General features: G+C 41.1%; 17 protein-coding genes. 12 read left to right on the top strand and 5 right to left on the bottom strand.

Annotation, left to right across the window (positions count from 1 at the left end; genetic code table 11):
- Nucleotides 1-164: 164 nt before the first annotated feature.
- The 3 genes from ACFWMP_RS11070 to ACFWMP_RS11080 all read right to left on the bottom strand — a co-directional run bounded on the left by ACFWMP_RS11070 (nucleotide 165) and on the right by ACFWMP_RS11080 (nucleotide 3,456).
- Nucleotides 165-1,052, bottom strand: a complete 888-nt coding sequence (locus ACFWMP_RS11070; protein ID WP_341124648.1) for a DMT family transporter — start codon at nucleotides 1,050-1,052, stop codon at nucleotides 165-167.
- Nucleotides 1,049-1,900, bottom strand: a complete 852-nt coding sequence (locus tag ACFWMP_RS11075; RefSeq protein ID WP_379423712.1) for an AraC family ligand binding domain-containing protein — start codon at nucleotides 1,898-1,900, stop codon at nucleotides 1,049-1,051. The genes ACFWMP_RS11070 and ACFWMP_RS11075 overlap by 4 nt, the downstream gene beginning before the upstream one ends.
- 92 nt (nucleotides 1,901-1,992) lie before the next feature.
- Complete coding sequence (locus ACFWMP_RS11080) at nucleotides 1,993-3,456, bottom strand: ATP-binding protein (protein WP_231573307.1); 1,464 nt, start codon at nucleotides 3,454-3,456, stop codon at nucleotides 1,993-1,995.
- Nucleotides 3,457-3,661: 205 nt separating this feature from the next.
- On the opposite strand from ACFWMP_RS11080, the gene ACFWMP_RS11085 reads away from it, so the two are divergent.
- On the top strand, nucleotides 3,662-4,384 hold the full coding sequence (locus ACFWMP_RS11085) for an MOSC domain-containing protein (protein ID WP_379423713.1): 723 nt from the start codon (nucleotides 3,662-3,664) through the stop codon (nucleotides 4,382-4,384).
- Between the two features lie 83 nt (nucleotides 4,385-4,467).
- Nucleotides 4,468-6,537: a serine hydrolase domain-containing protein gene (locus ACFWMP_RS11090; protein ID WP_379423714.1), complete on the top strand. Its 2,070-nt coding sequence runs from the start codon at nucleotides 4,468-4,470 to the stop codon at nucleotides 6,535-6,537.
- A gap of 95 nt (nucleotides 6,538-6,632) precedes the next feature.
- On the opposite strand, the gene ACFWMP_RS11095 is transcribed toward ACFWMP_RS11090, so the two are convergent.
- The gene (locus ACFWMP_RS11095; RefSeq protein WP_339242364.1) at nucleotides 6,633-7,064 is read right to left on the bottom strand and encodes a flavodoxin domain-containing protein; all 432 of its coding nucleotides are present in this window, start codon (nucleotides 7,062-7,064) and stop codon (nucleotides 6,633-6,635) included.
- A 413-nt stretch (nucleotides 7,065-7,477) separates the two neighbouring features.
- On the opposite strand from ACFWMP_RS11095, the gene ACFWMP_RS11100 reads away from it, so the two are divergent.
- The 6 genes from ACFWMP_RS11100 to ACFWMP_RS11125 all read left to right on the top strand — a co-directional run bounded on the left by ACFWMP_RS11100 (nucleotide 7,478) and on the right by ACFWMP_RS11125 (nucleotide 17,074).
- Nucleotides 7,478-7,819, top strand: coding sequence for a DUF4181 domain-containing protein (locus tag ACFWMP_RS11100; RefSeq protein ID WP_379423715.1), 342 nt, complete (start codon nucleotides 7,478-7,480; stop codon nucleotides 7,817-7,819).
- A gap of 228 nt (nucleotides 7,820-8,047) precedes the next feature.
- Nucleotides 8,048-8,953, top strand: a complete 906-nt coding sequence (locus tag ACFWMP_RS11105; protein WP_379423716.1) for a phosphatase PAP2 family protein — start codon at nucleotides 8,048-8,050, stop codon at nucleotides 8,951-8,953.
- A gap of 84 nt (nucleotides 8,954-9,037) precedes the next feature.
- Complete coding sequence (locus ACFWMP_RS11110; protein WP_076286555.1) at nucleotides 9,038-10,393, top strand: MFS transporter; 1,356 nt, start codon at nucleotides 9,038-9,040, stop codon at nucleotides 10,391-10,393.
- 33 nt (nucleotides 10,394-10,426) lie between these two features.
- A complete protein-coding gene (locus ACFWMP_RS11115) occupies nucleotides 10,427-12,691 on the top strand; it encodes a beta-glucosidase family protein (protein WP_379423717.1) in 2,265 nt (754 codons plus the stop codon).
- Between the two features lie 24 nt (nucleotides 12,692-12,715).
- Nucleotides 12,716-14,416, top strand: coding sequence for a glycoside hydrolase family 3 protein (locus ACFWMP_RS11120; RefSeq protein ID WP_379423718.1), 1,701 nt, complete (start codon nucleotides 12,716-12,718; stop codon nucleotides 14,414-14,416).
- A 123-nt stretch (nucleotides 14,417-14,539) separates the two neighbouring features.
- Complete coding sequence (locus ACFWMP_RS11125; RefSeq protein ID WP_052404349.1) at nucleotides 14,540-17,074, top strand: GH39 family glycosyl hydrolase; 2,535 nt, start codon at nucleotides 14,540-14,542, stop codon at nucleotides 17,072-17,074.
- Here the strand turns inward: ACFWMP_RS11125 and ACFWMP_RS11130 are convergent.
- Nucleotides 17,022-17,867 (bottom strand): lipase family protein, encoded by an 846-nt coding sequence (locus tag ACFWMP_RS11130; RefSeq protein ID WP_379423719.1) that lies wholly within the window; start codon nucleotides 17,865-17,867, stop codon nucleotides 17,022-17,024. The two genes, ACFWMP_RS11125 and ACFWMP_RS11130, sit on opposite strands and share 53 nt — an antisense overlap.
- A 172-nt stretch (nucleotides 17,868-18,039) precedes the next feature.
- On the opposite strand from ACFWMP_RS11130, the gene ACFWMP_RS11135 reads away from it, so the two are divergent.
- The 4 genes from ACFWMP_RS11135 (at nucleotide 18,040) to ACFWMP_RS11150 (ending at nucleotide 25,007) form a co-directional block, all read left to right on the top strand.
- Nucleotides 18,040-19,842, top strand: a complete 1,803-nt coding sequence (locus ACFWMP_RS11135; RefSeq protein WP_379423720.1) for a cache domain-containing sensor histidine kinase — start codon at nucleotides 18,040-18,042, stop codon at nucleotides 19,840-19,842.
- The gene (locus tag ACFWMP_RS11140) at nucleotides 19,820-21,463 is read left to right on the top strand and encodes a response regulator transcription factor (RefSeq protein WP_379423721.1); all 1,644 of its coding nucleotides are present in this window, start codon (nucleotides 19,820-19,822) and stop codon (nucleotides 21,461-21,463) included. The genes ACFWMP_RS11135 and ACFWMP_RS11140 overlap by 23 nt, the downstream gene beginning before the upstream one ends.
- A gap of 22 nt (nucleotides 21,464-21,485) precedes the next feature.
- Nucleotides 21,486-22,865: a carbohydrate ABC transporter substrate-binding protein gene (locus tag ACFWMP_RS11145; protein ID WP_379423722.1), complete on the top strand. Its 1,380-nt coding sequence runs from the start codon at nucleotides 21,486-21,488 to the stop codon at nucleotides 22,863-22,865.
- Nucleotides 22,866-22,979: 114 nt separating this feature from the next.
- The gene (locus ACFWMP_RS11150; protein ID WP_042189743.1) at nucleotides 22,980-25,007 is read left to right on the top strand and encodes a DUF5107 domain-containing protein; all 2,028 of its coding nucleotides are present in this window, start codon (nucleotides 22,980-22,982) and stop codon (nucleotides 25,005-25,007) included.
- Nucleotides 25,008-25,049: the final 42 nt, after the last annotated feature.

Here is a 25,049-nt window from a genome sequence, read left to right on the forward strand (position 1 = left end):
ACCAGCGTCCATAATGAAAGGGGCGTACCGAAGTAGCATTAAGCTACTCCGGTACGCCCCTTTTTTCGCGTTTAGGATGAATTAGGGAAATTGTCCCTAATTGGTTTTTAGATCCACACCATATATTGGAATAGCTTCGTATTTTAATCCTAGGAGATGAATGATTATTTCGGTTTGCGTTCAGAAATATATGAGCCGGTTAGCGTCAAGAAGGTTCCCAGCAAAGTTGCCCAGGTGATCTTTTCATTCAGGATAAGGGCAGAGGCTGCCACCGTAACTACAGGCACAATATATATGTACACACTTGTTTTTACGGCTCCTAAGATTCCTACAGCCCGATTCCAGGTGACAAAACATAACGCTGAGGCTCCCAGTCCTAAAAAGAGGATGTTAGTAATATTTTGGGTGTCTTTGAATCTACTTAGATCCAAATGAAAATCAAAGATAAATAAAGCAGGCAGCATAAATAGGATTCCATAAAAAAACACTTTACGGGTAGCCCCAATCGTATGAACCTGTAAATCGCTTATTTTTCGCATTAATACAGAGTAAATGGCCCAAACCATAGGGGCTATGAAAGCCAAGAGGTCTCCAATCGGGTTCAGTTTTAGAAGAAAACTTCCATTTAGCCCGATTAAAATAATTCCTGACAGCGCAATTACAAATCCTATTATAAACTGACGGTGAAATTTCTCTTCCTCCAAAAAGAAGTGAGCAATCACAGCTGTGAAGAATGGAGCAATTGAGACAATCACGCCTACATTGGAAGCAAGGGTGTAGACTAGGGCAATGTTCTCTAGAAGAAAATATAAAGTAATTCCACATAATCCTGCTGAAATAAATAGTAATTCTTCCTTAAAGGATTTCGTTCGCACTGGACGTGAATAGATCAGTAACAATACAAAGTAACCCAAAAGAAAGCGGAAGAACAGAATTTCAACAGGCGTAAAATCCGTTAATAGTATTTTTGAAGAGATAAAGGTCGTTCCCCAGATGATAATCGTAATTAGTGCCAGCAGATGTCCCGTATGGGTCTTGCGTTGATCCATCATATCATGCGTTCCGTTGATCGCGTTTGTCCCGGCAGCTGAATAAATATACGCATATATTGCTTAGGGGTTAAGCCAATCAATTTTTTGAAAAAATTTGTGAAATGGCTCTGATCGCTGAATCCGGTTAGTGAGGCCACTTCTATGGGGAGTACTCCTTGTTCTAAAAGTCGCTTGGCCTGATTAATCCGAATGGTTTCCAAGTATCGATAAGGAGATATCCCTTTTTGTCTGGTAAATAAACGCAGTAAATGATATTTGCTTAAGCTTGTCAATTCACTTAATTGATTGAGGGTAATATTCTGCGCATAATGAGTCTCTATGTATTCGCAAATGGTTTTGATTTCAGAGGTAAGGTCTTGTGAAGAATAGAAGGGCTCTGCATCGGAATATTCCCTCAGAAGCTGCTCCAGGAGAAACAGAAACAATTCTTCTTTTTGAAAATCAGTTTGATCCTCTAATATCATTTGATGTAGATCGTGTAATGAGGTTGCCAGTTCACTTTGGTATAGCGCATTATGTGTGAACCGAGGCAAGTAGTCCATGCCGGTAATTTCAAGCACATACTTACGCATTATCTCAGGCTGAATATTGAAGGCGCGGTAATCAAAAGAGTTTCCGTCCATCGGTTCACAGGTGTGGGTATCTTGCGGATTAAAGATGATAACATCTCCGCTGTTAAGGATATGTTCTTCATTGTTACAAATCATAAGTCTTTTGCCTTGTTCAATAAAACCTATAACGTAATAGTCATGAAAATGGTTAGGGAATTTCTGCATGATCCCTTCAAAGCGATACGCCTCAAAATTCAAGCCGCTATCGAAGACGATGGTCCGAACTTCACGAGTCACTGCTGCACCTTCTTTTCCAGTTATGTATAAGCATTATAATGTGAAAATCAGGTGCATTCTTGCACGATGTTGCGATTCCGGGACTTCTTATGTTATATGACAGCTTCCTCTGGCTCTAAAATTTTTGGAATGGTTACCGTAAATGTAGTGCCTTGCTCAGGAACACTTTCTACAGTGATCGCTCCGCCATGATTATGTACAATATTCTGCGTGATCATAAATCCAAGGCCTGTTCCTGTTTCTTTTGTCGTATAAAATGGTTTACCAAGTGCTTTAATCTGTTCCTCTGTCATCCCGCAACCTTCATCTTGCACGCTGATACGGGCTTCGCTTTCATTTGTAAGCACATGAATATATATGTTTCCTCCACTATTCATTGCTTCCATCGCATTTTTAAGTAAATTAATAAATACCTGTTTCAGCTGATAAGCCTCACCATGGACCCATATGGAGTGATCTGTACAGACAGGGAGGATCTGAAGGTTTTTCAGTGCAGCTTGTCCATTCATTAGTGTGGTGACTTGTTCTAGTAAAGATAATAAATCCACTGGTTTACTGACATGCGTCGTTTGTGGCTTGGATAAGACCAGCAGCTCGTTGACGATAAATTCGATGCGTTTCAATTCTGACTCAATAATGAAAAAATATTTATCATTCATGCGCTCGGAAGAGCGAAGCAGCTTCATAAAGCCGTTAATGGCGGTAAGCGGATTTCTGATTTCATGAGCGATTCCAGCTGCTAATTGCCCTGCGGTAGATAATTTCTCGGATTGGATTAGCCGTTCTTCTTCCAGCATTTGCTGAGAGACATCTTTAAATATTCCGATAAATGCCTTGTTTCCATTGAAGATAATCGGTAATGTGAATCCATCCACAAATTTCTGCTGACCATTTAAGCAATTAATTAAGTAGCAAACAGAGCCAATCGTGTCACCACTGTAATATCTTTCCCTTCGTTCTTGGAGGATAGCATGATTGGAAAGGTCTACAATATTAGTAGTGGATGTACCCACCAATTGATTCAGGCTCTCCGCATGGATTAACTGTAAGCCCGCTGAATTCACATACTGAATAATCCCTTTTACTGTAATAACAACGGTCAGAGGTAATCCCTCTAGGAGTTGCAGGAATGATTTATCTTTTTCTAGTAGACTGCTTTCCGCTTCTTGCAGCTGATTTTCTATATGCCTGATCAAGGTCTTGTTCTCAAATTGAGTAAAATAATATAGGGATGCACCATTAGCATCCGAAACGATAGATATGGAGATCTCTATTGATAACAGCTGTCCGGTTGGTAGGTAGTAGTCCTGTTGGAATCGATGCGGATGGATGTTCATAGAGGAAAGAGACCTTCCAAGCTCAGCAATTTCATGGATCTGACTTAGAAGGGTTCGGACGGATGGTGAAGGTGTTATTAACTCGTTATGATCATATCCCAATAGGGTACTTAGGGCTGAATTCCATTTTAGGAACGTTCCATCTAACGAAACTAGAGCCATTCCAATTACAGCATGTGTAAAAGCAAAATCAAAACTTTGGAATTCATTGGACCGCACTGCTATTCACCTCTCATATTCTTTCCACTATATGTAATAGTCATAGTATAAAACATATAATCAAATAAAATATATAAATTTTTATATGATCGAGAATCGTTCGAAATAGCTATGTGTTGTTGTGAAAATAAGGGTGCAAGAGTCAAACGATTTCAGTTAGAATTAAAGGATATGTTGTATTTTTAGAAAGTGGAGGCGTTGTGCCGTGCAATCAATCGTTGGTGAAATCAGAGAAATTAATCGCTATCCAGTCAAGTCATTTGCAGGTGAACGATTGGAAACCTGTGTAATAGAACCGTATGGAATGTTAGGGGATCGCTTCTGTGCCTTTTATGATGAGTCAAAAGAGGGCTGGTGGCGGTATTTTACGGCTAGAAATAATCCTAAAATGCTTACCTACCAAGCGCAATTTATCAATGGAGAAATTCATGTAAGGGCTTCGGATGGACGAACCTTTGGGTGGGATGAGCATTTATTGGAAGAAATCCAAAGCCAAACTAAAACGCGAATTACCATGTCTAGTATAAAAGCTTCACATCCACAGCCTGAGCACCCGCAACTGTTATCGGTGGATGGCGCCAGTATTTTACTCATTACGGATGCTAGTTTGAAGAAGCTAGAGGCTGCGTGGGGTCATTCCTTAGATCAGCGCCGGTTTCGTGGGAACTTTGTTATAGCTCTAAGCGATGAATCTCTTTTCGAAGGGGATTGGATCGGGCGGCAGCTCTCCATAGGAGATGTTCAGCTACAGGTAGATAGTTTTTGTGAAAGATGTATGGTTATCACGATGGACCCGGATAGTCAGGAAAGAGACCCTAAGTTATTGAAAAAACTAAACCAAGAATTTGAACTACACTTCGGAGTGTACGCTTCTGTAGTTAAGACAGGGGACATCAGAATCGGAGACAAAGTAGAATTAATGGATTAGATAATGATATAAACGTCCTTTACATTCTCATATGGATAATTTACCCTTTAAAGGAATGGAAAATTCATAGCGGGAGGGAATGTATGAAGAAGAAAATAATATCCCTGTTGATGGTATCTTTACTTTTAGTAGTTTATCTTCCTACGAATGCATTAGCAGCGGATAGCAGCAAAACGCAAACATATGTGAACACTCAGAAGCTCGCGGCAGAGAAGGCAGCATTCTTAACGGAAAAGATAGGAACGACAAGTCTCCAATATGCTCTTATCGATGGCGATAATATCGTTATGAGCGGCACAGCTGGATACAGCCATGTGGAGAGCAAGACAGCACCAAGCACTACAACGATGTATGGAATTGGCTCGACGAGTAAAATGTATACGACCGCTTCTATTATGAAGCTCGTTGATCAAGGAAAGGTAGAATTGGATGCACCTGTCGTATCGTATCTGAATAATTTTACGATGGAAGATTCACGTTATAAGCAAATCACCGTACGAATGCTGCTGAATCATTCATCAGGTCTTGGGGGTTCGAACTTATCAAACTCTTTCTTATTCAATGATTCTGATTCTATCGCCAAAGATAATTTGCTGGCGACTTTGACAACTCAACGCCTAAAGGCAGATCCAGGAGCCTACTCTGTATATTGTAATGATGGATTTACGCTAGCGGAGTTGATTGTTGAGAAAGTTAGTGGAATGGACTTCACTACATTCATCCATCAGAATTTTACAGGTCCTTTAGGGCTTGGGCATACGAAAACGCCAGTAGATTCTGTGGATTCTAGACAGCTGGCAAGTGTATACAATGCTACCTATCCTGCCGCTTTACCCCAAGAGACGATTAACGTGATTGGAACAGGGGGCATCTATTCTACGGCTGAAGATTTGGTGCGATTTGCAACTATTTTCACTGGAGGATCGAAAGAACTTCTGTCAGAAAAATCAGTAAAAGCGATGGAGCAAGAGGAGTACAAGCGTGGAATGTGGCCAAAAGGAAAAGATAATTCGTTTGCGTATGGATTGGGCTGGGACAGTGTAAATTTATATCCATTCAATCAGTACGAGATCAAAGCTCTGACAAAGGGTGGGGATACAACTCTGTATCATACTTCACTTGTTGTATTGCCTGATCAGCAGATGGCAGCAGCTGTGGTATCTTCTGGTGGGGATAGCACAACCGATCAGATGCTTGCTAACGAAATATTGCTCAGTGCGCTACAAGAAAAGGGAGTTGTCAAGGAACTAAAACCTACACCTACATTTAAAGCTTCGAACAAAGAGGTTATGCCGCAGGGATTGCTGGAGTATGCTGGTGTCTATGCTGATTCTACACAACTGATGAAGATAGAGATTAGTAAAGCTGGGGAATTGAGTATATCTTCGATTATGGCACCTACATTTCCAGCTCAGAAATTTTCGTATAATACAAACGGTGAATTCTTAGATGCAACGGGTACTAATAAAGTCAGCTTTGTGAAGGAAAGCAATGGTCGTGTCTACCTTTGGATTCAAGGGTACGGGGTCATTCCAGGGCTTGGTGAGACTGCTCTTTCTCAATATTCGGCTGAAAAGCTAGAGGCAAACGCTTTATCCAATGAGGTCTTGTCAGCTTGGCAGCAGCGTCAAGGGAAATTGTATTTTGATGTCAGTGAGAAGTATAGCTCACAATTTTACATGAGTATGCCAGTAGCTGGAATTGCTATGTTCCCTGATGCACCGGGCTATATGGGCTCAAATAAAATAACTGGGCCGAATAAAGCTGAAATGACCGTGCAAATTCCAACTTTAGGTGGGCGCGATCTTGCGGATATTGTTTTTGAAAATAAAGAGGGCGTGGAGTATCTCAAGGTTGGAAACCAATTATTTATAACGCAGGATGCCATTAAACCTATCTATGCCGGCCCGCAATCATTGGTGACTATTCAAGCAGATGGATATGCGAGATGGTATGAAGTACCTGAGACAGCATCAGGCAAGTTGATGACAGTAGGGCTACCACCTAAAGGTTCCTTTGCTGTTTATGATGCGAATGGTGTGTGTGTGAATTTCTCTACTGTCAGTGGTCTTACGCAAGTTAAACTTCCGAGTAACGGGAAGATTGTATTTGTAAGCGATGTGGGTGCGAAGTTTGAATTGACAATCAAGTAGTAATAAACCATTTAAGTATATTTTATTAAAAAAGATCCTGTTATCCAGATAATATATCTGGATAACAGGATTTTTATTAGAAAACTCTATATTCCCTATTTAAAATTCTTAGAAAACTCTTTTATTTTATCTACAAAAATCCCCTTGAGCTGATCAGTACCTTCTTTGGGAGCCTTATAGGCTTTATAACCACCAAAGGATTCGATGCAAACCGCAGCTTGTTTTAGATCATCTGGGAAATTCTTCTCAATTAATTCCTCCGTAGTCTTTGGTTTTTCGTTACAAATATAGTAGCCCATCTTCTTATTTAGTAACTCATCTTTATTTTTTTTGATAAAATCACGAATCGCTTTATATATTTTCTCGTCTCTTACTCCAGCACCTAAAATAATGCTATCAAATGCCTCAAGACTTGGCTTCTCTATTTCAATATTACAGATCTTACTCTGAGGAAGCTCTTCTGATAATACCTTTGCGCATTGCTCTGTTGCCCCTGATTTTGTAGCGTATAGAATAAGTACTGCCATTGTGGTCCCTCTTTTCAGTTTAAATTGTTCAGGTTTCAAAATACCCTCGCAAATCGAATATCTTGATAATCGAGATATTATCTATACTATCGAAAATGCAGATCTTTTGTCAAGTTAGCAACAAGTTCTCATGCGTTAATCACACACCCTTATTATGGTATCACAGGAATAATTACGCTATCACTAACTACATCTTTTAAGAATCAAACGATAAAGAGGGGAGTGGAGATAAGTTGAGTATTATCGTAATGCTAGTCATCTATTTTTTGCTTGGAGTATTCGTGATTAAATTAGGCATCGATAATTCTAGAAGTACGCAAATATCAAAAGAAATATTAAATGAGTTAAGAGAAATCAAAGAACTAATGATAAGAAATAAATATGAATAACTTCTTAGAAGGAGGGCATCAGGATTGATCATTCCATTTTTATTATTAATTATTGCTTTTTCTGGTTTTTTTCTAAGGATATGGATTGTTGGCCCGGATAAAGAAAAACTTTCTGACGACGGTAATGAGCTAAATATAAAAGGTAAATTAATACTCGGACTTATTGGATTAATTTCGGTAATTGTCATAATGATAGCTGATGGCGTACAGGGGGTGGGAATGAAGTGGTTTTGGATTGTATTCATAATTATTTCCCTAGGATTTCAGTCATTTATTGATTGGAAATTTTTAAAGCATACGAAACAACATATCGTTTCACTGATTTTGTTAGTTGAAGGTGTGGTGTTAGTTTATTTCCTTTTCTAATCGTTTGTACCATAAAGCCTAATCTCCTGTCATCGTGCACAAGGGATTAGGCTTTTTTGCTTATTGTAGGATAAACGATCCTTTTGATTTATTGATCACTTTTTCACATAAGAGGAGGGTTAAAATCTACCCTAGTTTAAGTTATTATTCGCCTATCCGAATTCATGAATGGAGCTTTATAATCTCAAATGTAAGCGTTTCCTAAATGAGTATAAAGGGGATGAGGAGATGACGACAAAAGGGACAAAACGTTTTAAATGGGGATTTCTTATAGTATGGGTCATGTTAATGACGATCTTTACGTTTAATGATCTGAATCTATCCAAAGCTCTGTATAACGAACATGAATCGCGGTTTGGTTGGTTTTTTGAGGTATATGGAGAACATCCAGCTTTTCTAGTGTTATTCGCAGCTGGGAGTATTCTATTTAGTACGGTTAGAAATGAACGGTTGATAAAGAAGATTATGGTCCGTCTGGTGTCCGGATTATTCATCCTACTTAGTGGATTTGGTATTATAACGATTACTTTAACTCGTGGGTATGGGCTGGATGGGGATCATGTTATGATCAACAGTTTAATTATAACCGTACTATTTGCAACGTTGTGTCAATGGCTATTGAACCGTATAGCTGTTCAAACGCTCAGACAGTATAATCGTGCTGCTTGGGCAGCTATCGTGATCGTATTCGCGGAGATTCTGCTTGTAAATGTCCTCAAAATCTTTTGGGGCAGGATGCGTTTTCGTAATATGGAGGGCGATTATTCTCTATTTACAAGCTGGTTTCTCCCCCAAGGCATTCAAGAGAACGGCGTCACAACGGAAGCATACAAATCCTTTCCTTCGGGTCACTCTGCCAATGGCTGGACCATGATGCTGTGGATGATGTTTATGCCTTTCGCTAATAAATGGCGCAATATCATGCTTGTCTGTGCGGTAGTGTGGGGAATCAGCACCTCGACTAGCCGCGTCATTATGGGAGATCATTTTGCAACGGATGTATTATTTGGAGCATTTATTACAATTACTTGTATGCTGCTGTTCTGTAAGCTCTTTAAGGTTGATCTGTATCCTAATAGTCAACATACCGCTACCGCCCTGTTAAAAGATAAAAATGCCCCCTATTTTCGTTAAAATACGGACAGTTTAAAAGAATCAGCTTCAGTACAATGCAATTAAGAAAGCGCTAACAAAATGCGGCGCAGGGGAGATGGTAGTATGAATGAAAATCAAATGCCATGGAGAGAGCGAATCAGTTATGGGCTAGGGGATACCGCGTCAAATCTGATATTCCAGATGACAACACTTTACCTCATGTACTTCTATACGGATGTGTTTGGTCTGAACCCTGGTGCGGTAGCTGTGGTATTTCTTGTTGCACGGGTAATCGACGCGATCGTCGAGCCGTTCATTGGTGTCATGATTGACCGCACGCAAACAAAGTGGGGGAAATGCAGACCCTATTTTCTTTGGCTTGCTGTTCCTTTCAGCTTGACTGCAGTACTTATGTTTTTGACGCCGGATTTTGGTGATACGGGCAAACTTGTATACGCATACATTTCGTACACCGTGCTCGGTATTATGTATTCCGGTATTAATCTACCACTGTCTGCAATCCTGCCAAGTCTGACTAGTAATTCTAATGAACGTACAGTGATCAATACGGTTCGTATGATATTCGCCGTGATTGGGGTTGTTACAGTTAGTGCTGGAACGATGCCGCTTGTGAAAGCTTTTGGTGGTGGCGATCAAGCAAAGGGTTTTCTGGTCACCATGATCTTGTTCTCAAGCATTGCACTGCTGCTGTTTCTAAACATGTTTGCGAACACTAAAGAACGCGTAAAAGCCATTGATGAAAAACCGCTTCCGATGCGAGAAGGTGTTAAAGCGCTCAAAGGCAATGTACCTTGGTTGATCATGCTTCTGATGAGTTTGTTCCTGTGGATCACAACATCGATACAAGGACAGACCAGCATTTATTATATGACCTATTATATGAAAAAGCCTGAACTCATTCCTATCGTGAATTCGATGCAATTGTTGATGATATTTTCGATGGTGATCGCTCCTTTTGTAGTGAAGAAAATTGGGAAAAGGAACACAATTATTATGGGATCAGTGGTTTCTATCATTGGCTACCTTATTGCAATTACTGGGGGGAATGCCCTTTCTGTTCCGGTGCTGTTGGCAGGGCTTCTTATAAGCGGGCTTGGCATGGGAGTAGGAGCAGGTCTGATTTTTGCAATGATGGCCGACACGGTTGATTATGGGGAGTGGAAATCAGGTGTTCGGGCACAAGGCCTACTTTATTCAGCTGCTAGTTTTGGGGTTAAGGTGGGGATGGGACTCGGTGGAGCACTTGGTGGGGTGATATTGTCGATGGGTGGTTATGTAGCTAACTCCACGGCGCAGTCAGAATCCGCATTAGCTGCGATTTCATTTAACTATTTGTGGGCACCGATTATTGGCCAAATTATTATGATTACTTTGCTGTTGTTCTATCGTCTTGACAAGGATCAACCCGTTATGATGCGTGAGCTCGAGGAACGTCGCAATTCTTCTATCGCTATGTAAAGAAACTAGTCATTCATAAGGAGTGAAATGAACATGGTACCTAACATTCAAGAAATTATTGCACAAATGACTTTAGAGGAAAAAGCAGGTCTTTGCTCAGGACTAGATTTCTGGCAGACAAAAGCCGTCGAACGACTAGGTATTCCATCCATCATGATGACAGATGGTCCACATGGTCTGCGTAAGCAAAAAGCTGGGAATGATCATTTGGGTATATTCGATAGTGTCCCTTCTACTTGTTTTCCGGCAGGAGCTGGAATGGCTTGTTCTTGGGACCGGGAGCTAATCAAGCAGGTAGGCGCAGCCATTGGGGAAGAGTGTCAGGCAGAAGATGTCTCTATTTTACTGGGGCCTGGAGTTAATATTAAACGTTCACCCTTATGCGGCCGCAATTTTGAATATTTCTCTGAAGATCCGTATTTATCCTCCGAGATGGCAATAGGCCATATTGAAGGTGTTCAGAGCCAAGGCGTTGGAACTTCGTTAAAACACTTTGCTGCAAATAATCAAGAGCATCGGCGTATGTCTGTAGATGCAATTGTAGATGACCGTACACTAAGGGAAATCTATTTGGCGAGCTTCGAAAGCGTGGTGAAAAAAGCGCAGCCATGGACCGTTATGTGCTCCTACAATCAGGTGAACGGTGAGTATGCTTCAGAGAATCCGTATTTACTCACGGATATATTAAAAGAAGAATGGGGACATGAAGGGTTCGTAGTTTCTGACTGGGGTGCGGTGAATGAGCGAGCTAAAGGCTTAGCGGCAGGTTTGGAGCTAGAAATGCCGTCAAGTAATGGTGCCGGTGATCAGAAGATTATCGATGCGGTTCAGAGCGGAACATTATCTGAAGCAGCACTGGATCGTGCGGTGGGTCGCTTGCTTTCTATTATTTTCAAAGCTGTTGAGAATGACAAAGAAAATGCTTCCTATGATCCTGAGGCACATCACCAATTAGCTAGAGTTGCTGCCAGAGAAAGCATGGTACTCCTTAAAAATGAGGGTAGTCTTCTTCCTCTGAAACGTGAAGGCTCCTATGCTGTGATTGGTGATTTTGCCCGTAATCCACGTTACCAAGGTGGTGGAAGCTCACATATCAAGCCAACTAGGTTGGATGATATATATTACAGCCTTCTAGAAGAAGCGGGTTCATATGCAAAATTGAGTTATTCTCAAGGTTACGTTTCTGATAGCGATGAGCCGAGTCTGGAACTTATTGGGCAAGCCATAGAAGCCGCTTCACAAGCAGATACGGCGATTGTGTTCGTCGGATTGCCAGAGCGCTATGAGTCTGAAGGCTTCGACCGGACTCATCTTCGTATTCCAGAGAGTCAGATCCGCTTGATCGAAGCAGTCGCTGATGTTCAGCCTAACACTGTCGTTGTGTTGAGTAACGGATCGGCCATTGAAATGCCTTGGATCAGCAACGTCAAAGCTGTGCTTGAGGGTTATCTAGGTGGGCAAGCGCTTGGTGGTGCCATCTCCGATCTGTTATTCGGAAACGTAAGCCCATCAGGTAAGCTGGCAGAGACCTTCCCTTTGCAGCTGGAACATAATCCTTCCTACTTAAATTTCCCTGGCGAAGGAGATACCGTTGAATACAAGGAAGGATTGTTCGTAGGATACCGCTACTACGATGCTAAGCGAATTGCACCTTTATTCCCGTTTGGTTATGGTCTCAGCTATACAACATTTGCATACTCTGATCTTTCGGTAAGTTCGCACTCTTTGAAAGATACTGACACGCTGCAAGTAAGCGTGAAAGTTACCAATACTGGCGCTATGCAAGGCAAAGAAGTAGTACAGCTATATGTAAAAGACGTACTCAGTAATATGGTGCGGCCAGAGAAGGAGTTAAAGGGCTTCGCGAAGGTAGATCTGCAGCCTGGGGAAACGAAGCAGGTAAGCTTTACGCTTGATAGCAGAGCGTTTGCTTATTATAACGTGAAGCTGAAAGATTGGCATGTGGAAACCGGTGAATTTGAAATTTTGGTGGGAGCTTCTTCCCAAGAGATCCTGCTTGTTGAGTCTGTGGTTGTTGAATCAACTGTATCCCTTGCTAAATCCTATACCCGTAATTCAACTATAGGTGATCTTATGGGAGATCCACAGGCTGCTGCTATTATTCAAGCCATGCTGTCACAAGCTGGTGAGATGATGCCCATGCTTCAGGATGGCTCGGATATGATGATCGAGATGATGCGCAACATGCCGATTCGTGCAATGGTTATGTTCAGTCAAGGTGCTATGACGGAACAAGGGTTAGATGAGCTGATTAATCTATTGAATTCCAATAAATAAATCTGGGAGAGTGAGATAAAAGACATGATAGATTTGAAAGCTAAACCGTTTCATCTAGATGATGAGGGGATTAAATGGGTAGAACAAACCTTAGCCTCTCTGGATTTGGCGGGCAAGGTCGGGCAGTTATTTTGCCCGATCGGGTTCACCGATGACAAGACGCAGCTGGCACTTTTGACACAAGGGATTAAGATTGGCGGGATTATGTTCCGTCCCGGTCCAGGAGAGATGGTGCAAGAAACACATCGCTACTTGCAGGATACATCGGATATTCCGCTTCTAATTGCAGCTAATCTTGAAGCAGGAGGTAATGGTTCTGCGGCAGAGGGTACTTTCTTCGGCAAGCAGCTGCAAGTGGCGGCGACGGATAACACCGAAATGGCTCGTAAACTTGGTATCATTGCCGCGCGGGAGGGTGGTGCTGTAGGCTGTAACTGGGCTTTCGCACCCATTCTCGATATCGACTATAATTTCCGTAACCCGATAACCAACGTTAGAACATTTGGTTCTGATCCGCAGAGAGTGGCTCGCATGAGCAAGGCTTATACCGAAGCGATTCAAGATCATGGCATGGCGGTATCTATTAAACACTTCCCTGGAGATGGCGTTGACGAAAGGGACCAGCATTTGTTGACCTCTATTAACTCACTTTCAGTGGAAGAGTGGGATGCTACCTTTGGAAAGGTATATGCGGATTGTATAGAAGCTGGCGCGCATACGGTTATGGTAGGGCATATCGCTCATCCCGCCTATTCTAGAGAATTACGTCCGGGGATTACAGATTTGGAGATTATGCCTGCAACGTTAGCTCCTGAGCTTTTAAATGATTTATTGCGTAACAAGCTCGGCTTTAATGGATTAATTACTACAGATGCTACGCCAATGGCGGGATTCACGATGGCAATGAAGCGGGAGCTAGCGGTTCCGACATCCATAGCTGCAGGTTGTGATATGTTTCTCTTTAACAAGAGTTTAGAAGAAGACTTTGCCTATATGATGAAAGGAATTGAGACCGGCATTCTGACGGAGGAACGCGTGAACGAAGCAGTGACTCGTATTCTTGCAGTGAAAGCTGCGCTGGGACTTCATAAGAAGAAACAACAAGGCATGCTCGTTCCAGAAAAAGAAGCCCTTTCCGTCCTTGCTTGCGAAGAGCATGTGCGTTGGGCTCAGGAATGTGCAGATGAGTCAGTTACATTAGTGAAGGATACACAGGAGATGCTCCCCATTAGTCCTGAGAGTCACAAACGTCTACTGGTATTCACACTAGGAGGCGAGGAAGGATTATTCGGAGGGGCAGATATTGCACCGTACTTCATTTCCAAGCTAAAAGAGGAAGGATTCGAGGTAACGCTCTTTAATAAGAGTGAAGTTGATTTCAGTGCCATGTTCGGAGGTGTAAATGCGTTAACGGATCACTATGATGCTGCGGTCTATATCTCAAATCTGGAGACCCATAGTAATCAAACCGTTGTACGGATTAATTGGGCACCTCCATTTGGGGCAGACATGCCATGGTTTATTCAAGAAATGCCAACGATGTTCATTTCTGTAGCGAATCCTTATCATTTGATCGACGTCCCGCGTATACCAACGTTCATTAATGCCTATTCACCAAGTAATTATGTGGTAGATGCACTGATTGAGAAGCTTGTGGGACGTTCCTTCTTTAAAGGAATTAATCCTGTGGATCCGTTTTGTGGCTATTGGGATACACAACTATAATCAGAATTTATAGTCATCTGTAATAGTATCAAGCGATTGAATAGGATAGTTCTATTCAATCGCTTTTTTTATAATATAATAGGGCATAAGACATATATTGAGAGAGTGAGAGGAGGGTGCTAGTTGCAAAGCTACACCTACGAAAATATTGAGATGGACGATCATCTTCCGGTCCACATGTTTTTGCACAGTACCCATCAGGTCCCGAATCATTGGCATGATAGCATTGAAATATTATTCGTACTCAAGGGGAAACTTGAACTTTTCACAAAGGACAGATTTAGAGAGTTAAATGAAGAAGATTTGTTCTTGATTAATGCTAATGAAATTCATGCGATTAAAGCTGAAGAGAATAATTTGGTGCTAGCGCTGCAAATTCCAGTTTCTTATTTACTTCTGATTGAACCTCAAATCGAAAGAATGTTATTCGATTGTAATTCTGCGGCTGCTAGCTATGAAGAACAATCTAAGTTTGATGAACTTCGTACATTGCTGGCTGAGATGATGCTGCTCCACAATAAGCGCCCACAAGGGTATCATCTACGCATACAGTCCTGTCTTCTTAATTTAACTTATTTACTCATGCAAGGGTTTCGTGAACAAGACCAAAGTCCTGAGAAACATGATGATAAGCATCGTGAACGGCTATTGCGAATTACCTCTTATGTCAAAGAGAACTACAATCGGGCAATTAACATCCAGCAGTTGGCTCTTCAGGAGTATTTGACCGTTCCGTATTTGTCGCGTTTTTTCAAAGAGTATATGGGTACTTCCTTTACCAAATATGTGAATGCGGTGCGTTTGGATAAAGCTGTAAAAGATTTGACGCTTACCAATCTATCTATTACACAGATCGCTCATGATCATGGGTTTCCCAACCTGAAATCCTTTAATGCGGTGTTTAAAGAGTTCTATCGACAGACGCCTGGAGAATACCGGAAGACGGTCTTTGACGGACGCAGTTCATTTCAGAAAAGCAGTGTGGCCCAGTTTAACTACTTTGACATGAATCCCACACAGGCGTTTGAGTCGCTTTTCAAATATCTGCCTAACAAGAATTTATCAGCTACTTCCAATCTACCAGTTGCCCTTCATATACATAAGCAGACCCATGAGATTTCGGTAAAGTCTAACCAAAGCAAGGAGCTTGCGCATACTTGGAAGAAGCTCATGACGGTGGGAAAGGCCAAAGAGGTATTGTTTGCAGAGGTACAAAGACATATCAAGCAAATGCAACAGGAGATTGGGTTTCAGTATATACGGTTTCACGGTATTTTTGATGATGAGATGATGATTTATGGCGAGAATGAGCGGGGAGAAGTGAGCTTAAACTTTGCTTATAGCGATTCATTATTTGATTTTTTACTGTGCTCCGGATTGAAACCGTTTTTAGAGCTTTCTTTTTTACCACGCCAGCTTGCGGGAGAGGGAGCTACTTCTGTTTTTTATAAAAAGAGCTTGGTGGGTAGTCCTAAGGACCTCCGTAAGTGGAATCAGATGATTCATCAGTTTATTACACATTACATTCATAGATATGGCATTCATGAAGTGAGGCAGTGGTATTTCGAGGTGTGGAACGAACCGGAAATCCATATTTTTTGGCCAGATACTTATGAAGCTTACTGTGAACTGTTCATTTCAACATTTCAAACCATCAAATCCATAGATTCTGAGCTACGTGTGGGGGGGCCAGGTGTTTTATCTCTTACGTTAATGCAGTCAGTTTGGCTGACAAGGTTTATGAATGATGTGTGCAGACGAGGCGTAAAGCCTGATTTTATATCCTTTCACAGTTATCCGTATGATGAATCGTTAAGATCAACTCAAGTGATTCAGGTGGATTATGAAGAGAATCCGGATGTGTTGTTTCAGAAAATAGAGCTTTCAGCGGATACAGAATATTTATCGCGAGTCATTAATAAATTGAAGAAAACCGTATCGGAAGCTATGGGAAGTGATGTTCCTGAACTGCATATGACAGAATGGAATGCCACAGGCTCACACCGTGATTTAGTGAATGATACATGCTTTAAGGCAGCCTATATCGTGAAAAATGTACTGGAAAATATGGATGGTCTCCATAGTTTTGGTTATTGGACGGCTACGGATTTGCTAGAGGAGTTCAAAATGTCGTCAGAAACGTTTCATGGAGGTTTGGGGCTGATGACATATAACGGGATACCAAAGCCATCCTTCTACGCGTTTAAACTGCTTGCAAAGTTAGGCCGCCAATTCATTCATCAAGGGGAAGGATATTACATTACTAGTAGTGATATGGGGCTGCAGGTGATGATGTATGCTTACGCGCATATCGATTCATTGTACCAAAAAGGTGATGCCTCGCTCATTAATCGCATGAATAGATACGATGTGTTCGAAGAAGGTGGAGACATAGAGTTGACGTTGGAGCTTACAGATATTCAGCCAGGCTCGTATACGATCAAAAGACATACAATTAACAGACAAAATGGAAGCGTTTTCGACCTGTGGGTACGAATGGGGGCGCCTCATCCTATAGATGCTGACACCCTTAATTATTTGAAGCAAGCGAGCTGCCCGCAACTGACCTTTGAACAAGTCGAAATAACGAGCACCTATTCGTTAATTAGTAAGTTGTCTCCGCATGAGGTGCAGTTGGTGGAATTGATGCGCTTATGATGGGGTTATTTACAACTGGACAGAATCCTGGGTTCGTTAGACAAAGTTCCTCGGAGTATTGCGGTTGAAGCTTGGATAGCTCTGTGAAATAGTAGCTGATCATATGATTACCACTCGCCGATCCATTCTGAAATGACAGTGATAAAAAAGTGTGGACATGACTGTAATAGTACTTCGTTTCCCGTTTAGGTAGCCTGTATACATGTGGAGGCGCGTAGGTAACAACATCAAAGAGATTGGCATAACGGTAGCTCTTGCGGACATATTGTTTAAAAGCATTAACGAAGTTCGGATCGCCTACACGTGGTGAGCCATAGGTGAACAGATTCGGTGAGATGTGCGAGGTGTTGGCCGCAAGATCAATAGCACATAAAGTGGCGAGTGCTCCGCCAAGGCTGTGACCAGTAATGTATAAGGTCTTATCGGGAGATAACTTAGCGAGTGTAGAGATAATCCCATCGCGCGCTGATGAGTAGATATTCGTGAAACCGCGGTGGGTAAGGGTATCTTCTTTAATGTAATTGAATCTCTCTTGTGAGGCCATAACGTTTGACATCCAATCGGTTGTGGAGCTGGTTCCTCGGAAGGCAACGATAATCTCTTGTGGAGATTCCAAAATAAATCCAAAGCGTTCCCACACCTCGCTGATGGATCTTGCTTCAATCTTATCCACGATCTGATAATCTAATGGAACGACGAACGAACCATCTTTATTTGAGAACTGCGCATAGGTCTGTCCGCAGATAGCAGCTAGAAAGATAGCTCTTTGCTCTTGATCTTTTTTGGTACCCATGTGCATCCCGCCCTTCTTCCTAAACTATATTAGGGGGACGAGGGAGAGATTCCTATATCATGCAAGACCCTGTACTAATGAAAGGGCTAAATTCTACACCGCTTGAATACTTACTTCAGATGATCTGTTATTAGGAGGTTTAACGTTATGAATCTAACTTTAGTGTACGTAAATGATTAAATTACTACGAAAGTCAAAAGTTCAGCGACGCTTAATGATTTCATTTCTGCTGCTTGCTATTATCCCACTGTGTACCTTCGGCTTTCTAGCTTACCATAAATCGAATGAAGCAATCACCTCTAAGACAACTACCTTTGTAAATGATATATTACGCCTCTTAGGAAGCAAGATCGGAACAGAAGTGGCCAAATATGAGACTTTTGCCGATCAAATTATGTTGAATGGAGATATTCAGCAAGCACTGCTCCGCTACAATAGATTGAGTGATCTTGATATTAGTAACATACATAAGAAGTTTGAAGACACTGTGTTAAGCGATAAATTTTGGCTGTTTGCTACAATCAAAACACTACAGATTCTAACTAATAATGGACAAGTTCTGTACGATTATGGATACGAAGAATTTACTACAGAGGATAAACAGCGAATATTTGCTCAGGCCAAACAGAATAAAAGTGCAGATATCTGGACCACAGCCCATACGACAGCTGGTGATAATATCCTTTCATTGTCTAGGAGGATTCCACTTTCATATGGATCGGGTGAAACTGTAGGGTTCGTCATTATGGGGATTGATGAGGAATTATTCTCACAGATTTTGTTTGGAAGCATTAATATGGGACAGGGTAGTGAACAAATCATTATGAATGATGCAGGAGAAATATTGACGAGCAACAACCACTTGTTTCAGTCTGATCAAGATTTGGAAGCTAATCGTACTTTAAATCATTTGATTAATTCCCGTATGGAGACGGGGACAGTAACGCTGCGGGCAGAACCCTACTTTTTCTTAAATACACATAATGAGGTACTTCATTGGAATGTAATTAGTTTAATTCCGCAAGCCTACTTGAATATGGGATCTGTAGAAATTAGAAATGAAATGTTCTTCATTGCCGTCATATGTGTAGTTGTTTCATCCTTATTTGCAACCTTCATCTCTGTTAGTATCTCCACCCCCCTTAAGAAGTTAGTGAGTGGAATGAACCAGGTCATGCGAGGTAATTTAAAGGTAGAAATAAACGACAATCATCCAGATGAAATCGGATACCTTACAGGGAAATTTGAAGCCATGATCGAGGAAATCAAACTATTGATTGACCGTGTGGAGCAAGAACAGGCACAGAAGAGGGGTATTGAGCTACAAATGTTGCAGGCACAAATTAATCCGCATTTTCTATTTAATACATTGAGTTCGTTAAAATGGACGGCGATGCTAAGTCAGGCGGATAGTGTAAGCAATGGTTTAGGTGCACTGGCTGAATTACTTCGAAGTACAATTGTTCAGAAGAATGAACGGATAACGCTTGGGGAAGAGCTTCGGAACATCAAGAACTATGTAGTTATTCAACAAATTAGATACGGGATGTCATTACAGGTTGATGTGCAAATTCCTGAACAGTTATTAGATACTCAAGTGTTGAAATTTTTGCTTCAGCCCATTGTAGAGAATTCGATTATTCATGGACTAAGCGGCGAGAATATGGAACCTAGAATTACAATGACTGCTGAATTGAACGGAGAGGTGTTAAAGATTAAGTTAAGCGACAATGGGAAAGGGATGAGTGCTGAGAAGTTACAGGAGATATTGCAACTTAAAGATAATCATTCAGAGAATCGATTAGCAAATATCGGTATTGGAAATGTACGGGAGAGAATCAAATTACATTATGGAGACCCCTATGGATTAGAGATTTGGAGTAAGCCTGATCAAGGCACGGATGTTATCATCACGATACCTTATATTTCTACACTTCAGGAGGACTCAGCTGATGCGGATACTAATTGTGGATGATGAGAAAATAGTGAGGATTGCACTTAGTACACTAATTAAATGGGATGAATATGGTTTTAAATTAATGGGTGCTGTTGCAGATGGATACAAAGCTCTTGAGGTCATAGAGACAGAATCGATCGATATCGTGATTATGGATCTAGTGATGCCTAACATGGATGGACTTGAATTAATCCGAACGCTCAACGAACGCAAATTCACTGGGAAGTTTGTGGTGCTTAGTAATTATGATGATTATGCTTACGTGCGGGAAGCCATGAAACTTGGAGCAGAAGATTATATGTTGAAGCTGACGCTTAAGCCAGATGAGCTGATTGTCTTGCTGACGAAGATCTCGGAGCAATTATTAACGGAACGAGAGCTTAAAGAACAGGACATTCATATGAAAATTAAGCTTAATGAAACGCAGCTTCAGCAACGGAACAGCATATGGAGAGAGCTTCTTTTAGATCAGGAGCAGGACATGGTTTATTTGTTACAAGAAACACAGAAGTACGGGATACCCTTCGATAGACTTGCTGGTAATCTTATTATGTTAAGAATCGATGATTATGTGGAGGCGCTAAGTAACGGCAAAATTAATAACAAGAGGCTACTTAGCTTTTCTATAGCGAATATTGTGAAAGAAACCGTGTCTGATCGCTTTGCATTTGATTTCATAGAGATGGAGAGTAATCAGTATATTGTTATAGTTTATGAACAGAGCGGTTATTCTGACGAACCCAGTTGGTTACTGTTGATGAATAACTTAGTGCAGATGCTTAAGCTGTATTTGAATTTAAGTGTCAGCATTACATTAAGTGATGCATTCGTAGGTTTGAAGCAGTTGAGAGAACAATACACTTTGTGTCTGCGAGCATCTACAAACAACTTTTATACGGGGCCTGCATCTGTCTTGGTTGCTGGGCATTCAAAGTTAACCCAGTCACTACACTCCATTAATTATGTGGAATGGTTGGATCAAGTCAAAGCAGCAGTTGAAGTAGGGAACACAAAGCTAGTATTGGAGAATATAAGCATATTATTTAATGAGGCAAAACAAATCAAATGGGACCCTTCAGCCTTAAAATTTCACCTTTTGGGATTATTATCTGACCTAGACAACTTGATCTTAAAATGGAACACACAAGTACTATCGTCCACTGAACAAAATAGGGTAGGGGCAACAACGCTCTTAGAGAGTTTTGAGAGTGATATTTCACAAGCTGAGTCTATGGAAGGGCTTAGTCTATCTATTGAACAAGCGATGCAGGAAGCCATCAATCTATTGTATCAAGTTAAAAGTAATATTTATCGCAAAGAAGTACTTCGAATCACGGAGATTTTGCAGGAGAATGTTGAGAATAAAATAACGCTTGACCGTCTCGCTCAAGAAGTAAATATGAATGTTAATTACTTATGCCGTGTATTTAAGCAAGATACGGGTAGAAGCATTGTTCAATATATGAATGAACTAAAAATCAATAAAGCGATTGAATTGTTAAAGCTTCCGGGTACGAGGATTAAAGAGGTGGCTTCACAAGTGGGGATAGATGATCCGTTTTATTTTAATCGAGTATTTAAGAAGATCGTGGGGCTTAGTCCTTCAGATTTCCGAAAGAAATTACTCGCAACTAAATAAGTCCAAGGAGGAGGCACCTGTTATGAAATATGTGGAATCTATTAAAAAGAGTTTAATTTTCGCAGGTGTGATCCTATTATTATGGGCTAGCGCAGGATGTACTCCTTCAGATTCGAGCCTGAGCAAAATGCAATCCTCTCAAGTGAAACATGAGTTTGCGAACAAAATTCTGAACTTAGCAGTATTTGAGGGAGGGCAAGGAAAGGATTATTGGCTCGCGGTGAAACAACGATTTGAATCAGATTATCCAGGGGTAACTATTAATTTGACTTCAAGCCCCAAGATCATGGAAATACTTAAACCGCAAATCGCAGTTGGTAATCCACCCGATATCATTTATATCTCACAGAGTGAGACGACAGGTATGATTGAAGAAATGTTAAGAGATAAATTATTACTCGATTTGACGGATGTATTTGAAGGGAATGCTCTCGATAATCAAGAACCTCTTAACAATAAAATGCTGGATGGTATTTTAGATTATGCTAATCCCTTAGGGGATGGAAAAATTTATGCTGCACCGTTCTATACCTCACCAATGGGGCTAATCTATAACAAGACTCTTTTTGAGAAAAAAGGCTGGAAGCTCCCAGAGACATGGGATGAATTCTTGAAGTTAGGTGAGCTCGCTAAGAAGGATGGAAGATCACTATTTACCTACCAAGGTTTGTTTCCGGGTTATTTAGAGTCTATTTTCTGGCCGTCAGTGGCATCTGTAGGGGGGATGGAAGACGTCTGGAAGGCGGAAAATTATGAGAAGGATGCATTTAGGTCCGATTCCGTCAGACAAATAGCTGAGGTGTTGAGTGCTATAGCACAAAAAGGTTATGTCATGCCAGGAACCGTTAAGTTAAGCCATACACAAGCACAGGCTGCTTTTCTACAAGGTAAGGCATTGTTCATTCCCTGCGGAATATGGATAGAGAATGAAATGAAAGGCACTCCACGCGAAGAAGGATTCGAATTTGGTTTTCTCGCACCACCTGTGTTTAATAAGGGGGATCAGAGGTATGTCATGTCCTATTTGGATAGCCTGTTTATTCCCGCCAAGGCGAAGAATATTGAACTTGCCAAGGAGTTCCTGCGTTATCAATACAATGATGATATCGTTCAATTAAACGCGGAGAAATCCAAAGGTATAGTCACGGTTAAAAATGGTCTGGAAATCGTAAAGCCATACACTTCTCCAATATTCTATGATTCCGTTCAAATATCTCAAAAAGATGTAGCACCGATTGTTTTTCAATGGAAACAAGCATCGCAGCTAGTCATCAAAGACGTAGAGGCAATATGGAACCCCATAACTGGCCTAATGAGCAATACGCTGACTGTTAAACAGTGGCAAGATGAGGTTGAGAAAATAACCAAGAGTGTGCGGGAATTAAGTTCTTCTAAAGAATAAACCTGTTTATTGAGTGTCCTAAATCGTACAGGTTTTGTTCAATTCTGTTAATGGTAGCTTTAGCATTTAGCAGTGTAAAATTGGATTAACTATATGGGATTGGATGTGACGTGAATGAGTGTAGTCATTTCAACATTAACTCTTGAAGGCGCATTATTAGAAGGAGAGAATCCTCTTCCAATGTTCAGAAACAGAGACCATCATACAAAAGTGGGGGATAATGGTACACTTACGCCAGAATTGAGACAGCAGCTGGGTGAACATACAGGTGGGAGATATTTACCTTATCGCATGCAGGATCGATATACACGTGAAAGAAAACCGATGGTTATGAAGTCGATTGTATTGGAAAATGACATCTTAAAAGCAGTCTTTTTACCTGAGTATGGAGGTAGACTCTATTCGCTTAAAGATAAACGTACGAATAAAGATATACTGTATACAAATCCTGTCTTTCAACCGGCTAATTTAGCGATTCTTAACGCTTGGTTCTCTGGAGGGATTGAATGGAATGTGGGACAGGTAGGTCACACCTTTACGACCGCATCTCCCGTACATGCTGCCAAATTGATGGATGATAATGGCAATGAATTTCTAAGAATTTATGAATATGAGCGTTGTAAGAACATTTTTTGGCATATTGATTTTCATCTTCCTCAAGGGGCTAAGGAACTCTCTGTCTATGTAAGAATCATTAATGATAGCAAAGCGTCGGTTCCTATGTATTATTGGACAAATATTGCAGCACCGGAAACCTTGCAATCAAGAGTATTCTCATCCACTAGTAAGGTTATCTATATTGATCACCAAGTAAAGGGGTTTGGATTGGGAGATTTGCCAGTGCTTCCTTCAGTTCCAAATGAAGACTCGTCATATCCAATGAGAATTCCTTTCTCTAACGAGTATTTTTTTCAGACAGAAGCAGATTATAAATCCCCGTGGGAAGCGATTGCCTATGAGGATGGTAGTTTATTCTACGAACGTTCGACTAGCCTCTTAAGATATCGTAAGTTATTTTGCTGGGGCAACCATGCAGGTGGTAGAAGATGGTGCGATTTCTTAGCGAAGCCAGGCGAAGGTAATTATGTTGAGATACAAGCAGGGCTTGCTCCAACACAGATGCATGGACTAGATATGCCTGCGAATTCAATATGGGATTTCACGCAAATATTCGGTGTTACTCAGGTGGATGCACATAAGGCAAATCAAAGGGATTGGTCTGAGGCTCGGGATTTTATTGAAACGCAAGTCAATGAACAATTGCAAGAAGATGAAGTGTATATTCTTCATGAGAAGTTGCAAACTTATGCTAATTTAACACCATCAGAACTATTGCACTCAGGCTCAGGCTGGGGAGCACTCGAGGATATTCGCAGAAAAGCTCATGCTGAAAGGTCGATTCCGGATGGATTTTTATTCTTGGAATCCAGTATTGCAGCACCGCAACTTCCATGGTTAGCCCTGTTACAAGAAGGTGGTTTGCCAGAGGGAGATGTGCAAGATATTCCGGCCTCTTGGATGGTCCAAGAAGAATGGATGGAATTGCTTCGTACCAGTCTAGAGCATGCAGATAATCAAACGTGGGATTCCTACTTGCATTACGGCACTATGCTCTATGAGCATGGATTGGAAGATCAAGGTGTAACTGCATGGCATCAATCGCTTGAATTGAAGCCATCTGCTTGGGTTTATCGTAATCTGGCGATTACCTCTGAACAGAGAGGAGAGGCAGATCAGGCTCTGGTCTATTATGAACTGGCGTATTCTTTATACAATGGCTTTCCAGACAGAGCATTTGCAGATGAGTATATTAGCATGTTGATTAGAAATAAACAATTTGCTAAGGCTTGGAGTGTGTACGAATCACTTCCTGAAGAGTTCAGGCAAAGTGATCGTCTTCAAATTATTATTGGAGCTGCAGCTCAGGAGTTGGATCATAATGAATTCCTATTAAACTTATTCCAGAAAGAATTTGCTGTGATTCGTGAAGGTGAAGTTACGATTGTGGAGCTGTGGTATAAATATCAAGCTAAGAAGCTAGCAGAGAGCAGAAACAATGTATTATCTGAAGAATTAATGAAGGAAGCTATAACCTTAAATCCACCGCCTAATAACATTGATTTTAGAATAGTTGGAGCTTAAACCAAGAGAGAGTTTCGATGATTTTAATCGAAGCTCTCTTTT

This window comes from Paenibacillus sp. NPDC058367 (assembly GCF_042723305.1).
In the GTDB taxonomy this organism is placed as follows: domain Bacteria; phylum Bacillota; class Bacilli; order Paenibacillales; family Paenibacillaceae; genus Paenibacillus_AQ.